Annotated in this window: 11 protein-coding genes; 9 read left to right on the top strand and 2 right to left on the bottom strand. The window is 45.3% G+C overall.

The window, feature by feature from the left end; all coding sequences use genetic code 11:
* The first annotated feature begins 55 nt into the window (after positions 1-55).
* Positions 56-3,511, top strand: a complete 3,456-nt coding sequence (locus AAA946_RS17680) for a hypothetical protein (RefSeq protein ID WP_338166103.1) — start codon at positions 56-58, stop codon at positions 3,509-3,511.
* A gap of 90 nt (positions 3,512-3,601) precedes the next feature.
* On the opposite strand, the gene AAA946_RS17685 is transcribed toward AAA946_RS17680, so the two are convergent.
* Positions 3,602-4,609, bottom strand: a complete 1,008-nt coding sequence (locus AAA946_RS17685) for a LacI family DNA-binding transcriptional regulator (protein WP_338166104.1) — start codon at positions 4,607-4,609, stop codon at positions 3,602-3,604.
* A gap of 797 nt (positions 4,610-5,406) precedes the next feature.
* On the opposite strand from AAA946_RS17685, the gene AAA946_RS17690 reads away from it, so the two are divergent.
* Both AAA946_RS17690 and AAA946_RS17695 read left to right on the top strand, forming a co-directional pair.
* A complete protein-coding gene (locus AAA946_RS17690; protein ID WP_338166105.1) occupies positions 5,407-6,690 on the top strand; it encodes a carbohydrate porin in 1,284 nt (427 codons plus the stop codon).
* A 275-nt stretch (positions 6,691-6,965) separates the two neighbouring features.
* Positions 6,966-7,853, top strand: coding sequence for a MalM family protein (locus AAA946_RS17695; RefSeq protein WP_338166106.1), 888 nt, complete (start codon positions 6,966-6,968; stop codon positions 7,851-7,853).
* Positions 7,854-7,914: 61 nt separating this feature from the next.
* Here the strand turns inward: AAA946_RS17695 and AAA946_RS17700 are convergent, their stop codons facing one another.
* Positions 7,915-8,106 carry a hypothetical protein gene (locus AAA946_RS17700; RefSeq protein WP_338166107.1) on the bottom strand — a complete coding sequence of 64 codons (192 nt, stop codon included), beginning with the start codon at positions 8,104-8,106 and terminating at the stop codon, positions 7,915-7,917.
* A gap of 369 nt (positions 8,107-8,475) precedes the next feature.
* Here AAA946_RS17700 and AAA946_RS17705 point away from each other — a divergent pair, with 369 nt between their 5' ends.
* From AAA946_RS17705 to AAA946_RS17730, 6 genes are all read left to right on the top strand, one after another.
* Positions 8,476-9,420 (top strand): diguanylate cyclase, encoded by a 945-nt coding sequence (locus AAA946_RS17705; protein ID WP_338166108.1) that lies wholly within the window; start codon positions 8,476-8,478, stop codon positions 9,418-9,420.
* A 243-nt stretch (positions 9,421-9,663) separates the two neighbouring features.
* Entirely contained in the window at positions 9,664-11,424 is a 1,761-nt protein-coding gene (locus AAA946_RS17710; protein ID WP_445206123.1) for an extracellular solute-binding protein, read from the top strand.
* Between the two features lie 9 nt (positions 11,425-11,433).
* Positions 11,434-12,522, top strand: a complete 1,089-nt coding sequence (locus AAA946_RS17715; protein WP_338166110.1) for a microcin C ABC transporter permease YejB — start codon at positions 11,434-11,436, stop codon at positions 12,520-12,522.
* Positions 12,523-13,545: an ABC transporter permease gene (locus AAA946_RS17720; RefSeq protein WP_338166111.1), complete on the top strand. Its 1,023-nt coding sequence runs from the start codon at positions 12,523-12,525 to the stop codon at positions 13,543-13,545.
* A 10-nt stretch (positions 13,546-13,555) separates the two neighbouring features.
* Positions 13,556-15,160 carry an ABC transporter ATP-binding protein gene (locus AAA946_RS17725; RefSeq protein ID WP_338166112.1) on the top strand — a complete coding sequence of 535 codons (1,605 nt, stop codon included), beginning with the start codon at positions 13,556-13,558 and terminating at the stop codon, positions 15,158-15,160.
* A 334-nt stretch (positions 15,161-15,494) separates the two neighbouring features.
* On the top strand, positions 15,495-17,099 hold the full coding sequence (locus AAA946_RS17730; RefSeq protein WP_338166113.1) for a glycoside hydrolase family 16 protein: 1,605 nt from the start codon (positions 15,495-15,497) through the stop codon (positions 17,097-17,099).
* Positions 17,100-17,346: the final 247 nt, after the last annotated feature.

Below are 17,346 nucleotides of genomic sequence, written 5' to 3' on the forward strand. Positions count from 1 at the left end.
ATCCCAAAAATTTTGCGCTTTGAAGAAAGCGCTTACAAAATCAGAAGTGACCAATATGACGGAACAATTACAAGCTAATCAAGCGTTTGAAGTACACGGAAAATTTATCACTATCAACGACGAACGTTTTTATCAGATTTCTAACGTCGATCAGATGGCACCGTTTTTTATCAGTGTTGTCTCTGCGAGTAACCACTGGTTATTTATATCGTCGACTGGCAGCCTTTCTGCTGGTCGTATTCGCCCAGAGAACGCACTGTTCCCTTATCGCTCGGTTGATCATATCCATGAAAATGCCGATAACACGGGCTCAAAAGCTGTGCTACGCGTTAAAAAGGGCGAGGGCAAGCCTGCACTTTGGGAACCGTTTAACCCGCATCACGATGGTCTTTACGATGTTCAACGCAATCTCTATAAGAACGCGGTGGGTGACAAAATCATCTTTGAAGAGCTAAACCATACGTTAGGTCTGAGTTATCAGTACAGCTGGTCGACTTCGGACAAGTTTGGCTTTGTTCGTGAAACCCATGTGACTAATCTTGGCGACAGTGCAGCCGAGTTCGATATCATTGACGGTATCCAAAACTTGCTGCCTTCGGGGGCACCACTGCAAGCACTGCAAACACGCAGCGCATTAGTGGACGCGTACAAGTGGAACGAGCGCATCGAAGACTTGCCAATGGCAACCTACAGCATGTATGCCAAGCTAAGTGACAGAGCGGAGCCTGCTGAATCATTGCGTGCTACGACGGTATTTGGTGTTGCACCGCATGCCCAGCAAGTTTCATTAAATGCAAAAGACGTTGCGAACTTCCGCAAAGGTTTGCCGTTAAACGCTGAGTCGCTTACTCGTGGTGAGCGCGGTGCGTTCCTGATTTCTCAATCTCTGACGCTTGCTGCTGGAGACGCTGAAACATGGACGATTGTTGCGGATATTGACAAATCTCACGCTGATGTTGCCGCACTGAAAAATCAAATCGTTTTAGACGATGAAATTACGACGACGGTTGCAAAAGATGTTCAGGCTAACCATGACGAACTGAAACTGCTTATGGCTGGCGCGGATGCTTGGCAATTGACGTCTTCTGAAGAGACGGCAGTGCACCACTACGCAAACGTGCTATTTAACAACATGCGCGGTGGCGTATTTGTTGATGGTTATAAGCTAGATAGCAGCGATGTACTTGCAACCTTCTCTCGCATCAACAGTAAAGTAGTTGAAAAGCACTCTGCGTTGTTACGTACTCTTCCAGAAAACCTATCACACCCTCAATTAGTGTCGATGGCGAAAGAGACGGGCGATCAACAGTTGCTACGTATGGCGTATGAATACCTTCCATTAACCTTTGGTCGTCGTCACGGTGACCCAAGCCGACCATGGAACCATTTTGAGATTAAAGTACGTGATGAAGAAGGTGAGCGTCTACTGGCTTATCAAGGTAACTGGCGTGATATCTTCCAAAACTGGGAGGCAATGGCGCTAAGCTATCCAAACTTCATTGGTTCGTTTGTGGCCAAGTTTGTGAACGCCTCGACCATCGATGGCTACAACCCTTACCGTATTACCAAAGAAGGTGTCGATTGGGAACTGCTTGAGCTGGATGATCCGTGGAGCAACATCGGGTACTGGGGCGACCATCAGATCATTTATCTTCTTAAGTTCCTTGAGCTAGCAGACAAGTATCAAAGCAATGACCTGATTGAGTGGCTGAGCGAAGAGACATACAGCTACGCCAATGTTCCTTATGAAATTGCCGGTGTTGATCAGCTGTTTGCTAACCCGAAAGATACAGTGGCATTCAATGAACATAAGCAAGCGATTACTGAGGAGCTTAGTGCCTCACTAGGTAGCGATGGTCGCTTGGTCATGGGTGACAATGGTGACGTATATCAAGTGAACCTGCTTGAAAAACTGCTTGTTCCTCTGCTTTCTAAGTTAAGTAACTTTGTTATTGATGGTGGTATCTGGCTGAACACGCAGCGTCCGGAATGGAACGATGCGAACAACGCGATTGTAGGTAACGGTCTGTCGATGGTGACACTGTACTACATGCGTCGCTATGTGACCTTCATGCAGAAGCTCATTTGTCGTGCGCCAATCAATATTGCGCTGTCGAGTGAAGTGGCGACTTGGTTGACTAAAACCAGCCAAGTTCTATCGGAAGCCGCCGCTTCATTGCGTGTTGAGAAAGTGACGCCGCAATCACGTAAGGCTTTGTTGACTAAGCTTGCCAAAGTTGCAGAAGAGTACCGTATGGGCGTTTATGCGGATGGCTTCTCTGGTAAATCGACATTAGAAATGACGGAAGTTGAAGAACTGCTTCGCGTGTCGAAAACGCTGTTGGATCATACTATCCATAGTAACAAGCGCGAAGATGGCCTGTATAACGCATACAACATCTTAGATCTGCAAGGTGATAGTGCTAACGTAGAGTACCTATACCCAATGCTTGAAGGTCAGGTAGCTATTTTGAGCGCTGGTATTCTAGATGCAACGCAGACGGTTGATTTGCTGACTAAGTTGTTTGATAGCGATATGTTCCGTGAAGACCAAATGAGCTTCATGCTTTACCCAGATCGCGACCTTACGTCGTTCTTGAAGAAGAACCATATCACCAAAAATCTAGTCGATAGCAGTGAACTGCTGCAAGCGATGCTAAAAAGTGGCGATAAGCGCATTGTTAATCAAGATATTGAGAACCGTGTCCATTTCAGCGCTGACTTTGAAAATGCGGCTGTATTGGAAGCTCGTATTGCACAAGTTGCTGCTGACTATCCGCGTTTTGGCCGTCAAGACTGGACCAAAGTTGCAGAAATCTATGAGCAGACTTTCAACCACAAAGCCTTTACCGGTCGTTCGGGGACGATGTTTGGTTATGAGGGCTTAGGTTGTATCTACTGGCACATGGTGTCTAAATTGCTACTTGCGGTTCAAGAAAACTACCAGCAAGCGTGGATTGAACTTGGAAATACAGAGAAAACCCAGCAGTTGGCGGAGTTCTACTATCGCGTTCGTGAAGGGATTGGCTTTAACAAGTCGCCACTTGTATACGGTGCGTTCCCAACGGATCCGTACTCACATACGCCAAAACAAGCCGGTGCTCAGCAACCTGGTATGACTGGTCAGGTGAAGGAAGAGGTGATCACGCGCTTTGGTGAGCTGGGTATTTCGGTGACGGATGGTGAAATCCAAATCACACCAAACTTACTGGCTAAGTCGGAGTTTTTGACAGAGTCCGTTGCGTTTGAATACTTCGACCTAAAAGGCGAGGCCAATCGCTTTGATGTTGAAGTTGGCAGCCTAGCATTCACGCTATGTCAGGTACCGTTTGTATACTCGCTTAGTGAAGAACAGCATGATGTGTCACTGAAAGTTGAATTGGTGAATGGCCCAACCATTGAGAAAGTGTCGAACATGATTCCTGAGAATCTAAGTAAGCACATTTTCGATCGCTCTGGACAGGTTAAAGCAGTGTTTGTAACCATCCCTGCGAGCAAGTTGGTGATGTAACCAATACCGCGTTAACAGAAAGGCCGGACAATAATATTGTCCGGCCTTTTTATTGATTGAATAATAGGTGTAAATAACAGAGAGCGAGATTTAGCTATTGAGGTTTTTCACCGACCCACGACTTATGATACTTGGCTCGATAGGCTCAATTGGTTGTGATGCTGTGCTCTTACCTTTAACGATAGCCATGACTTTTTTCGCCGCGGCGGTGGCCATTTTTTGGATAGGGAAGTCAACCGTTGTAAGTCCCGGTGTCATATGTTGACCAAATGGTACGTTATCGAAACCTATGATGGAAATATCTTCCCCAACACGAAGTCCACGCTCGAGACAAAGAGTATAAGCTGTCATTGCAATGTTATCGTTCATGCAAAAGATAGCAGTCAAAGGAATATCTCGATCAAGTAGGCGACGAATTGCATCATGGTTACATTGGTTATCAAATCGGCCTTCCACAACAGCATTGGGATTATAAGCAACGCCATAGTGGCTCAGTGCATTTCGGTAACCTTGCAAACGATCTCGACTGTCTCCCTTACTTAACTGACCACTGATACAGCCAATTTGAGTATGCCCTTTGTTAATAAGATATTCGGTGGCTAGAAACCCACCTTTTTCATTGTCTAACCAGATACAGCGATCGGCCATTTCGGGAATGTAACGGTTAATGAGCACCGTAGCTTCATTTTGGCGAGAAATCTCGAGAAGCTCGCTGTCCGAAAGGGTATCAACGGTAAGCACGAGACCGTCCACCTTTTTAGAACGCAGAAAACGAATAGATTCGTGCTCTTCGTCATATTCTTCGTGACCACTGGTAATAATAAGGTGGTAGTTTTCTGACCTTACCACTTTTTCCACTTCATGCATCATAGGGCCGTAGAATGGACCATCCAGTGTGCCAACCAGCATTCCGATGCTACACGAGCGGTTTGATGCAAGCGCTTGCGCGAAGGTATTAGGCTGATACCCCAATTCTTCCATTGCCGCATAGACTTTTTGCTTATTGGCTTCCTTTACAGAAGCGTGGCCATTGAGTGTCCTTGACACCGTCGCTTGAGATACCTGGGCGAGTTCAGCGACTTCTTTAATTGTAATCAATTCGCGATCCTATCATTCAATCTTATTGAAATTATTGGAAATTACTTCAATAACATCCTCTAACTATACTACAAAGCGCAACTGCAATGGTAATTCGAAAGCTGTACGCATAATCTACGATGACGATCTGTGATCTTGCTAGCGATTTGTAGGCTGAAAGCATCATAGCGAATTGTTTTCTTACATTTAGTGACAGACTCCACACTAAGAAAAGAAAGCGCTTTCTTTGCGGTGATCGACTTCAAGTTTTATATATCAACGATTACGAGCCCTGTGTACATAGTGCCTGCCTACTATTAATATGAATACCAAGCAATGAGGAACAAGCCATCACGAGAACGCTATTCGTCATTAAATCTAAAAGGAATTGTAAGCGCTTTCCTTGTTGGGAAGTGAGTTATTGAGGCTAGGTAGATAAATCACGTATGAAAACTCAAGCATAGTGAGTTATGCAGCATGTTTAAGATGAATGAGAACTGACCGAAGCAACATTTTTTAAGCGCTACAAAGAAAGCGCTTACAACGTTGAATGCATGTCACAGAATAAAATTATCGACAAAATGTCGAGGAAAACGTGCATCCTAAATTTCGGTAGTTACCTAGAAAAATGATAAATCAGATTTATTTTCTTTCTTATTTAAGGAAGGGGTGAAAACCAGAAGTAGTGTGAACTCAGAGGGGGTCTGATTTCATTCCATTTCTATCTCTTAGTGTAGGTTAAATAAAAGCAGTGGTTGTTTGTTTATTTGCTGGCACTTTAAAACGGAAAACAATTTATAATAAATCAGGAGCTGATAATGAAATTATCACAAATCTCGCTTGCTTGCCTTATGGCTGGTCTAAGTGTTACTAGTTCAAACGTGATCGCCGCTGAAAATACTCAAGGTTTCGAATTCCATGGTTATTTCCGTGCAGGTGCTCTATATAGTAAGAATGATGACTTTAAACGTTCTAAATTCCCTGCAACAAAAGAAAAACTGGGTCGTCTAGGTATTGAATCAGATAACCACTTTGAGCTTGCACTACAAAAGAACTTTGACACTGCGGACGGTCAAGCAATTCGTATTAAGACTCGTGCTGGTGCGGATAACGCGCAGTCGGCAGGTAAAAACCAATTAGGTACTAACGCAGATGCAGCGAATGGTAGCATTGGTTTGATTGAGACATTCGTTGAATTTGATGGCGTGACAGAAACGGGCACCATGTGGGGTGGTAAACGTTTCTACGGTAAAGACAACTACATCTTTATGACTGACTTCTTCTACACAGATATGTCTGGTACAGGTGTCGGTATTGAAGGCATGGAGCTTGGTGGTAATAAGTGGGACTTTGCTTATATGGCCAGTGATAATGCTGAAGGCGGGTACTGGGGCCTAGATGATAATAACCCTATGCACTCTGCTCATATTGGTGTGAACTTTGGTTCTTTTGAACTTCATGCTATGGGTAAATACCTTCCAGATAACTTTGTTGATGACGTAGAATATGCAGATACAGGTATGGAAATTACAGGTATTTATCATTCTGACACTGTATTTGGCTTATCTGAGAAAGGCTTTACCAAATATATTGCACAAGCAGGTAAAGGTCTAGGTTCTGGTCAGCTACTAGGTGGCACGATTACTACTTACAATGCATGGAAACCAGGTTACGGTGGTGCTATGGGTCCTGCAAATATGAAGAAAGTGGACTCTGGTGATGTATCAACTCGCGCACTTATTTGGGGTGGTTATTTCTTTGAAAACGGCGTGAGCATTTTCCACTCCATTCAAGGCCAATATAATGACCTAGAAAAACGTGGTAAAGATTCATGGGCATCGGCGATGATTCGTCCAACGTTCCCAATCGCTAAGAATTGGTCTATCGCGACAGAAGCGGGCTACCAATATGGCGACTGGTCTGATGCAAACGATGTAGGTGGTAGCAGCTACGATTACAAATTAACGATTGCACCAACAGTAACCGTAGGTACAGGCTTTGGTCCGGCACCAGAAATCCGCTTCCTAGCGACTTACCTAGACGGTTCTAACCGCGACAAAGCAGACCTACTAGTCGGTATTCAAGCGGATATGTGGTGGTAATGTAAACCACTGTCTACTAGAGGGGACGGATATGTGTATCACGGGGAGAGAGCATATCCGTATTTTTCACAATATTGATGAGTTATATTGTGTTTAGGCTTTAGGTAAAGGATTTGGTTCTTGCTTTATCTAGGTTATTTCTTTTTGCCACTCTGTTACAGAGTGGCTTTTTTTGTTTGAGTTCTAACTTTCCAACAATATATCGTGAAAGCGGTTACTTTTCGGTTAAAATAGTCCTTAGCATGACGTAGCCAACAGCAGTAAGGAGTATTGCCATGTTACGACAAACCATCCTCGCGATTGCCCTCGCGACCACCTTTGGTTGTGCGAAACAAAATCAAATCGTACAAAGTGGTGATGATGTGCTCGGTATTGAGCAACTTGCTTCATCCGAAGGGTGCTGCCAAACATTGGCTGATCTTAATTATCAAAATGTCACGGAACCTGGTTCAGTGGATGTTCTACTTACCCCTGAATCTGCAAAGGTTGCGTTAAAAACGGGTCGTAGTTATGCTCAGGGGCTAAAGCTTCCACATGCTCTGGGGAACGTGGACCTCACGGTTTACTCTGTGATTGAAAAGCAAGTAATCGTGCCTACGGTTCTTATCTTAGACAGTCAGTATCAAGTGATTGATGTGATTGATGACAAAATCATTCAGCATCGTGAGAGTTCACTACTATATAAATCTGGTTTTATTGGCGAGTATTCGATTCCTAAAAGTTACCCTGACGGCAGGGCTCCGACTTATCTCGTGGTAGTCACAACCGATGAAGCGATGTCGCAAAGCTCAGAGCCAATGGAGCCAAGCGAGTTTGCTCTACAGTCTGGTCAAGTCTCCGCGAACGATCCTTTCTATTCGACGAACGTCATTCCTCATGCTGCGATTGGACTGGTCACGATGGAGCTGGATTATCAGCCAACCGGCCCTCGTCTAGAAACTGACGCGGAGCAGCAAGAACGCCAGCAAACAGTAGAACAGTATGTCGAAGTTGAGTCTGGTACCGCACTCACTGCGGAAAAAGAGCAGGCTTTTAACAGTGCTATTGAACGAGCCGTAGAAAAAGGTCAGTTTGAGAAGGCGTTAAGATTGTCAAAAGAAGCTGAAGCACTTGGTTCTCAAAGTGCAGAGAAGGCCTTTGTTGAGGCGATGAAAAAATATTAGTGACATTGAGACAGAGTAGTCACGAGGCTACTCTGTTGCTCGTTTCATTTACGGGTTTCATCTACTCGCTTGTGAGGGTAGGGCAAGGTGTATTGCTGTATAGAGCGTATACGATGGTTTCTGTATCAGCAGCTTTATATAGGCAGACATTCGATCCGCCTTGTCCTGTCGCTACCCCTGCAGGCTCTAATTGTACGGCGCTTGCTGATAGGGAGAAGCCTAACGTCAGCGCCGCAATAAATAGTGTTTTCATAACTCAATCCTGTGGTTAGTCATTCCAATATCCACAAAACGTGACTCTCGTCACACTTATTGTTCTAATACTAGACCGAAACAGCCATTTATCAAGTGCCTCACCAAGCCGGTGTGGTTTGTCAATCGGCCTGATCCCATTCAGATAATTAATCAAATTGAGCGTGTTTCAAGAACTGGTTTTGTTTGGTGTCAATCATGGCAGTATGAATTTGTAGAGTGATCATGTGACCTTTGTTCAAAATGTGTGCTAGCTATCAAAATTGGTATTTGTAATGACAAAATAGCGAGCTTGCACAGCAAAAGTGCAAACTTGGGTATAAACTCTAGGATTATTATATTCAACACGGTGCACTCTAAGCGTTAGCGTATGCTTGACCTGATTTTATCCACGCAACATGAATCCAGCGAAGAGTTACTTGGTTTGTCCGAGGTATTCGATGCGGTTGATGCCTATATCTTTATCAAAGATATCGATGGTCACTACCAGTACGTTAATCGCAAAGTGCTCGACACGTTTGGTGTGACCATAGAGGGTATTAAAGGGAAAACCGACTGGCACCTGTTCGGTTTTCGCACCGCCAAAATGATGCGATTAAATGACAAACGTGTCGTAGAACACTGCAAACCTAGCCAACAGAAAATCCCTTTTTCTATTGATGATACTGAGTTGTATCACCTCACCGTTTCATCACCCATCGTTAAGAACAATCAGGTACTCGGTGTCATTGGTTTCGCTGTTGATGTGTCGAAAGACATGGCGGAAAGACAGGTGCTTCTTGAAGAAGCCAACACAGATGGTCTCACGGGCTGTTTTAATCGTCGTTATTTACACTTAGCCCTTGAAGAAGAGAAAACCAAATACAGAGAGCTAGGCGTGCCGAGTTCGTTATTGATCATTGATGTCGATAGATTTAAGCCCATTAATGACAAGTACGGGCATTCTATAGGCGATAGGGTGTTGGTCGACGTCGTGACAGTGATCGACCAGTGCACGCGTTCTCAAGATAAACTGTGCCGCTATGGTGGGGACGAGTTCGTATTGTTGCTACCGGGAAGTCATGTCCATCAGGCGTATGCGTTAGCGACGCGACTGTCGCGTAAAATTGATGCGTTAGAGTTTCAAAGTAGTAGTGGCACGCAGTTCAAGGTCTCATGTTCCATTGGTGTAGCAACCCACACTTCCGATGACAGCAACATTATCGAACGAGCGGACAAAGCGCTCTATAAGTCGAAAAAAGGTCACTCAGGACGTGTGCATATGTATTGCCCTGACACGCATCAAATCCAACACATTCGCGAATGTGGTGATTAATTCATCGCTTAACCCCTTTGAGATGAAGGTTTAACCTAATATTGAATTAACTCGCGCTTACCACCCTTGAAAACCCCGTCAAATACAGCTATTTATAGTTATATACTTAAGAAAATAAGCAAAAAAATTACGCTAGCGAAGAAAGGACGCCGATGACGCCCTTTCTTCATTTCGGGGGAAAGGATGACGTTTATAAAATACGCCGTAGTTGCGATCGGTGCGGGCCTGTTTACATCGGCCGTGATGGCTGCCAATGTAGTCGAAACCACTTCATTGACTGGATTTGGCACAGCAAAGTATCCGCAGGACTTTAAACACTTCGACTATGTTAATCCCGATGCGCCTAAGTACGGAAACGTCACTTTTGGACAGATGGGTACGTTCGACAACTTCAACCGTTATGCCTCCCGTGGCCAACCTGCTGCAGCGACTGGCGAGCTGTATGATCCGTTAATGTTTCCCTCGAGTGATGAAGTCGACGCCTACTACCCACTTATCGCAGAGAAAGTGCGTTACTCTGATGACTATTCATGGCTTGAAATTGATATCAACCCAAAAGCGCGCTTTAGTGATGGTGTCGCGATCACCGCCAAAGATGTCGAATTTACCTTTAATAAATTCATGGCTGAAGGGGTACCGCAATATAAGGCGTACTACAAAGACGTGAAGAGCGTTAAAGCCATCGATACGCTCACTGTGAGAATTGATATGGCAGTACCAAACAAAGAGAAACTGTTTGGTCTAGCTCAAGGTACCAGAGTGTTGCCTGAACACTTTTGGAAAGATAAGAACTTTTCAGAGCCATTGAATGAGCCTCCAGTGGGCAGCGGCGCTTACCAAATTGTTGATTACAAAATGGGGCAGTCTCTGACCTACAAACTCAACGAAGATTATTGGGCAAAAGACTTGCCCGTCAATGTTGGCCGTAACAACTTCAAAACGATTCAGTACGATTACTACCGTGATGACACCGTGATGCTTGAAGCATTTAAAGCAGGGGAGTTCGACTTTAGACAAGAGTCGAGTGCCAAGTTCTGGGCAAGCTCTTACACGGGGAGTAATTTTGAACGTGGCTATATTAAAAAACAAGAAATAGAGCACCATAAGCCAATGGCTACTCAAGGCTTTGTGTTTAACATTGAGCGTCCCGTGTTTAGCGATCCTATAGTCCGTGAAGCGTTAAGTTATGCGATGGACTTTGAGTGGATGAACCGCAATATGTTCTACAACCAATACACGCGAACACGCAGTTACTTCCAAAATACAGAATATGAAGCGAAAGGGTTGCCTTCTTCTCAAGAGTTAGAGGTGTTAACCCCATTCAAAGCCAAAATACCAGCGCGTGTATTTACGGATGAATATAATCCACCAGTGACCGACGGGTCGGGCCGTATTCGACCGCAAATGCGTAAAGCGTTTGCCTTGCTAAAAGAGGCGGGTTGGGAGCTGAAAAACAAGGTCATGACGAATGTTGAGACCGGTGAGCCATTGAGCTTTGAACTGTTGATCTACAATCCGACGACAGAGCGTATTGCTATTCCTGTACAGAAAAATATGCGTGCTATGGGGATCGATATGCGAATCCGCACCGTTGATACCACCCAGTATCTCAAACGCTGGCGTGATCGAGACTATGACATGGTGTCATCAAGTTACTCGGCGCATCGTTACCCTAGCTCGAATCTGAAAATTGTTTGGAATTCAAACTTCATTGATTCCACTTACAACCAAGCTGGCGTTAAAGACCCGGTTGTTGACGCATTAACCGACATGATTGCAGAGAGCCAAGACGATCCAGAAAGATTAAAGGTACTTGGTCGCTCACTAGATAGAGTGCTGCAATGGAACTATTACGTCATTCCCCAGTGGCATATTAAGAAGTATCGTGTTGCGACTTGGGATAAGTTTGAACGTCCAGATGTGCTGCCAACTTATGATCTCGGGGTAGATACTTGGTGGATATCAAAGCAGAAGGCACAACAGCTTCCTGAAAAACGTCGATAAGAGGATTGCATGGCGGCCTATATTTTCCGACGCTTGTTGTTGGTGATCCCAACGCTTTGGGCGATTATAACCATTAATTTTTTCATCATTCAGATTGCGCCCGGCGGGCCAGTTGAGCAAGCCTTGGCGCAAATGCAAGGCTTAGACTCAGGCATCATGGAGCGTTTTAGTGGTGGCGGTACAGAGGTGGAGCTGGACTCAGGGCAGGGTGATGTTGCGACTGGTTACAAAGGCTCTCGCGGTCTTGATCCTGAAGTTGTAGAGGCGATCAAGATTCAATTTGGTTTCGATAAGCCTCTTCACGAACGCTACTTTGATATGCTGAAAAATTACGCCATGTTTAACTTTGGCGACAGCTTGTTCCGTGGCGGCAATGTGATTGATCTTATTAAGGAGCGGCTGCCAGTCTCTATTTCATTGGGACTGTGGAGCACGCTCATCATCTACTTGATTTCAATACCGCTCGGTATACTCAAAGCGATTCACCATGGCTCTAGGTTTGATATTTGGTCAAGTGCTGTGGTGATTGTTGGTTACGCCATTCCCGGCTTTTTGTTTGCCATCATTCTTATCATCTTTTTTGCCAGTGGTAACTATTTCAGCTGGTTCCCGTTACGTGGGCTGGTATCGAGTAATTTTGAACAGCTGACCTGGTATCAGCAAATCGTTGACTATTTCTGGCACTTAACGCTACCGATCCTTGCCATGGTCATTGGCGGGTTTGCCACACTTAGTATGCTGACTAAAAACTCATTTTTAGATGAAATCAACAAGCAGTATGTCGTGACGGCGAGAGCGAAAGGCTTAGATGAAAGCAGTATTCTCTATAAGCATGTTTTCCGCAATGCCATGTTGATTATTATTGCTGGCTTTCCCGGAGCCTTTATCAGTATCTTCTTTACTGGATCGATGTTGATTGAGGTGATGTTCTCTTTAGAAGGGATTGGATTACTGGGTTTTGAGTCCACCATACAGCGTGACTATCCGGTGGTGTTTAGCTCGCTATACATCATGACGTTATTGGGTCTGATTTTGAGCATTATTTCTGACTTAACTTATACGTGGGTGGATCCTCGTATCGACTTCGAGGCGCGATAAATGGCGATGAACCCTCTCACAAAAGCGCGCTGGCAGCGTTTTAAAGCCAACAAACGTGGCTACTGGTCAACGTGGATTTTCATGTTGTTGTTTGTACTCAGCCTTTTTGCCGAGTTTATTGCCAATGATAAACCGCTATTGGTGGAGTACGACAACCAATGGTATTACCCCATCTTTGAGCAATACGCCGAAACTGAATTTGGCGGTGAGTTTGAGACTGAGGCCGACTATACCGACCCATATGTCATTGAGCTTATCGAAGAAAAAGGCTATCTGATTTGGCCGCTGATCCGTTTTAGTTATGACACCATCAACTACGACATTGTAGCTTCTGTGCCATCCGCGCCAGATAACGTCAACTGGTTAGGTACGGATGACAAAGGTCGCGATGTACTAGCGCGAGTGATATATGGCTTTCGGATTTCGGTACTGTTTGGTTTCATTTTAACCCTTGTTTCTAGCATCATTGGTGTGGGGGTCGGAGCCACACAAGGTTACTACGGTGGATGGGTTGATCTGTTCGGGCAGCGATTCATCGAAGTTTGGTCCGGCATGCCGACGCTATTCCTACTGATTATCTTATCAAGTTTTGTTGAGCCCAATTTTTGGTGGCTGCTCGGTATTATGGTGTTATTTAGCTGGATGAGTCTGGTGGGTGTGGTGCGCGCGGAGTTTTTACGCTGTCGAAATTTCGATTACGTGAAAGCCGCCCATGCTATGGGTGTGGATGACAAACGTATCATGTTACGACATATGCTGCCCAATGCGATGGTTGCATCGCTAACTATGATGCCATTTATTCTTTCTGGTTCCGTAACCACACTGACCTCGCTGGACTTCTTAGGGTTTGGTTTACCTGCGGGTTCTCCTTCGTTGGGTGAGCTGTTGGCACAAGGTAAAGCCAATCTGCAAGCACCCTGGCTAGGTTTATCCGCATTCGCTGTGTTATCGATGATGCTGACTCTGCTGGTATTTGCTGGTGAAGCAGTACGCGATGCATTCGACCCACATCAACAAGGCTAAGGAGAGCGCTATGACTAAAGACGATCCAAAACACGTGCTCTCAATCGATAATTTGTCGGTAGGGTTTGGCAGAGGTAAAAATGTAGAGCCAGTGACCTTTGACGTCTCATTAGATATTCGCAAAGGCGAGACCTTAGCGCTGGTAGGCGAAAGTGGCTCAGGTAAATCAGTGACTGCCAATGCGATTCTTAAGCTTTTGCCGAAAGGCTCAAGCCACTATTTGAATGGCAATATCAAGTTTGACGATATCGATATGCTGGCTTGTTCCGAACGTCAACTGCGAGGTATTCGTGGTGGCCGCATAGGCATGATATTTCAAGAGCCAATGGTATCGCTTAACCCTTTGCATAAAATCGGTAGGCAGCTAGTGGAAACTTTGTCTATCCACAGGGGAATGCGAACCAATAAAGCAGAGCAACATGCGGTTACCTGGCTGAAAAAAGTCGGCATTCGTAATCCCGAACAGAAAATTACTGCGTATCCACACGAGCTTTCTGGCGGTGAACGCCAACGAGTCATGATCGCCATGGCGCTGATTAATGAGCCTGAGTTACTGATAGCCGATGAGCCTACCACTGCACTGGATGTTTCCGTCCAGGCGCAAATCCTCGATTTGCTTAAAGAGCTTCAGCAAGAGATGGGCATGGCAATGCTATTTATTACTCATGACCTGAGTATTGTGAGACGCATTGCTGATCGTGTTGCCGTGATGCGGAAAGGCCGACTTGTCGAAGTGGGCGAGTGTCATCAGGTATTCAATGAACCTTCTCATCCATACACTCAAAAACTCATTAATTCTGATCCACGCGGTTTACCCGTTGAAGTCAGCAGCAGTGCCAAGCCATTACTGTCTGTTGCCGATCTAAAAGTATGGTTTCCAATCAAAGGTGGCTTATTTAAACGCGTGATCGATCATGTAAAAGCCGTTACGAATATGAATTTTGAACTAAGGCAAGGGCACTCCATTGGCTTAGTAGGCGAGAGTGGCTCGGGCAAATCGACCACTGGAATGGCCATTCTTAAGCTGGTTCAAAGTGAAGGACTTATCGCGTTTGATGGACAAGACATTCAAACGTTAGATCGCAAGGGAATGTTGCCGTATCGAAGTCGAATGCAAGTCGTGTTTCAAGACCCATTTTCCGCACTGAATCCACGTATGTCAGTCGCTCAAGTTATTGGTGAAGGATTGCGTGTCCATTTTGAGCACGATGAGCAAACTCTTGATTCGATGATTTGTGATGTGATGCGTGAAGTCGACCTAGACCCGCAAACTCGGCATCGTTACCCGAATGAGTTTTCTGGGGGGCAAAGGCAGCGCATCGCTATCGCAAGAGCCTTGATCTTAAAGCCGGAGTTTATCCTATTGGATGAGCCGACTTCATCGCTGGATCGCACCGTTCAAGCGCAAGTGCTCGATTTGCTTAAGTCATTGCAGGTTAAGTATGGGCTGACCTACTTATTTATCAGCCATGACCTCAATGTGGTTAAATCGCTTTGTCATTACACCATCGTGATGAAAGAAGGTGAGATCGTCGAGCAGGGAAATACTCAGCAGTTGTTTGCAAGTCCTGAGAAAGCGTACACCAAAACGTTAGTTTCTTTGTCTGCGTTCTAGCCGCGTATAGGTGGCTAGATGACAAAATAGCCAATATGCGAGTTTTGCTATTGAAAGCGCTTTCTTTTTGGTGATGACTCGCTAGTTTTGAGGAAAGGGACTTTTAATGCTGTGTACAAGGTGTCTTATTTGTAGTGAACTAGTTATTACGGGCTGCGTTAGTGATAGAGGCAGCACAACAGCTCAAAACTTATTGGTGGAGTCAGTAATTTGAACGCCTATTTTTACAAAATAAGAAGTAAGCGCTTTCAATTTATCTAGGACAGAATCGAGAATAAGTTTTTGGTTAAACAGTTTTAATCGGTTTAGGCATACTCGTATTCAAGGAGTAGTGATGCGAATGGAAAAGCGAACAGCAACTTTAACCCCGACATTACTGGGCTCAGTTATCTCACTGGCGCTATTATCGGGCTGCGCAAGCACGGATAAGGATCAAGAAACAGACACAGGCTTAGTGCAAACGAAAGCGCCGGTAGTGCTAACAAATGCGCCAGTAGAGGTGAGCGGTGATTGGCAACTGGTTTGGGAAGATCAGTTTGAGGGTGACAGCATCAGCAAACGAAACTGGAGCTTAGAGCAAAACTGTTGGGGCGGTGGTAACAATGAGCAGCAATGCTACACCAGTCGCAGCAAGAATGCTTTTGTTCAAGATGGCCTACTGCACATCGTGGCGCACAAGGAGCGCTATACAGGGCCGGATAACCCAGAAGGCAAAGCAGGACCAGAAAAGACACTGCCTTACACCTCTGCAAGGCTAAGAACGAAAGATAAACGTGATCAGAAATACGGTCGCTTTGAAATTCGCGCAAAACTGCCGACAGGTCAGGGCACTTGGCCTGCAATCTGGATGTTGCCAACCGAAAACAAATACGGCACTTGGGCGGCTTCCGGTGAAATAGACATTATGGAAGCTGTAAACCTTAAGACTCAGTCGGATGCACCTAACGCACAGGCTGGTGACGGGGAAAATCGCATTTATGGTAGCTTGCACTACGGTAAAAAGTGGCCGGACAACGTTTATAGTGGTCAAGGCGCAACGCTGCCTGATGGTGTCAACCCTGCGGATGACTTTCACACCTACGCGATTGAGTGGGAAGAAGGAGAGATCCGTTGGTATGTAGATAACTTGCATTACGCGACACAAACACAAGATGGCTGGTATAGCCAATACGAAAAAGAGAAGGGTTTATTGGTCAACGCCAAGGGTGCTGCGCCATTTGATGAGAAGTTCCATTTACTGCTTAATCTGGCGATAGGTGGTTCGTGGTCTGCGAATGCCAATGATAAAGGTGTGGACGACAGCGACTATCCAAAAACCATGTTGGTGGATTACGTCAAAGTGTATCGATGCGGTGTGGATCGTTGGAAAGGAAAAGGGTGTTCTAGTCGTTCTGAACTAGCGAAGCATGTAGAAGGTCATGCAGCACCGGCAATCCTGGCGGCGGACGATAGTTATGCCGACGGCCCAACACTGGATATTTTCACGGATACGCTGAATGCAGCACTGGCGTTCGCAAGTTACGATCCAGTGAACTTAGTGGAGCATGCGGTCGTCGAAGAAGCTGATCGTGGCTCGGTACTTGAAATTACCAAGCAAAATGGTGCGGGTAACCTTTACTTCCGATCGCCAGTGACGGACATGACCGAGTGGAAGAAAAACGGCACCTTAATTTTTGATATCAAAGTAGAGCAGGGCTCAGATACTGAGCTACTTATCAAGATGGACAGTGGCTGGCCAAACACGAGTGACTATGTCGTTCCTACGCCAGCAGAGGGAGAGTGGGGACAGGTGAAAATCGCTATCGCGGATATTCTAGATAGTGATAACAGCTTCGCTCCTGGTGCACAGGCGGACCCGAAAGCGGTAAACAACCTGCTAGTTTTTGAACCTCAGGGTGCAATGACGTTTAAGCTCGATAATATTCGATTTGAAAGATAGTCATTAAACATAAGGTTAACTCACTCAAAGGAGCATATTCGTATGCTCCTTTTTTCTTTCCGGTACTTTATAGTAAAGCACGTCGCCTCCTTGAATTCTCTAGGGGGTAACGTGCTTTTTAGGTGAATCGGCTTGCTAAGATGGGGATGTGAGACGGTGGTAATTTGGGCAAATATCATCGAAATAATTTTAGCGTATGCCTATTGATTAACATCGCACTAAAGTAAGCGCTTTCTTTTTGGTGATG

Origin of the sequence: Vibrio sp. 10N (assembly GCF_036245475.1) — a bacterium.
GTDB lineage: Bacteria > Pseudomonadota > Gammaproteobacteria > Enterobacterales > Vibrionaceae > Vibrio.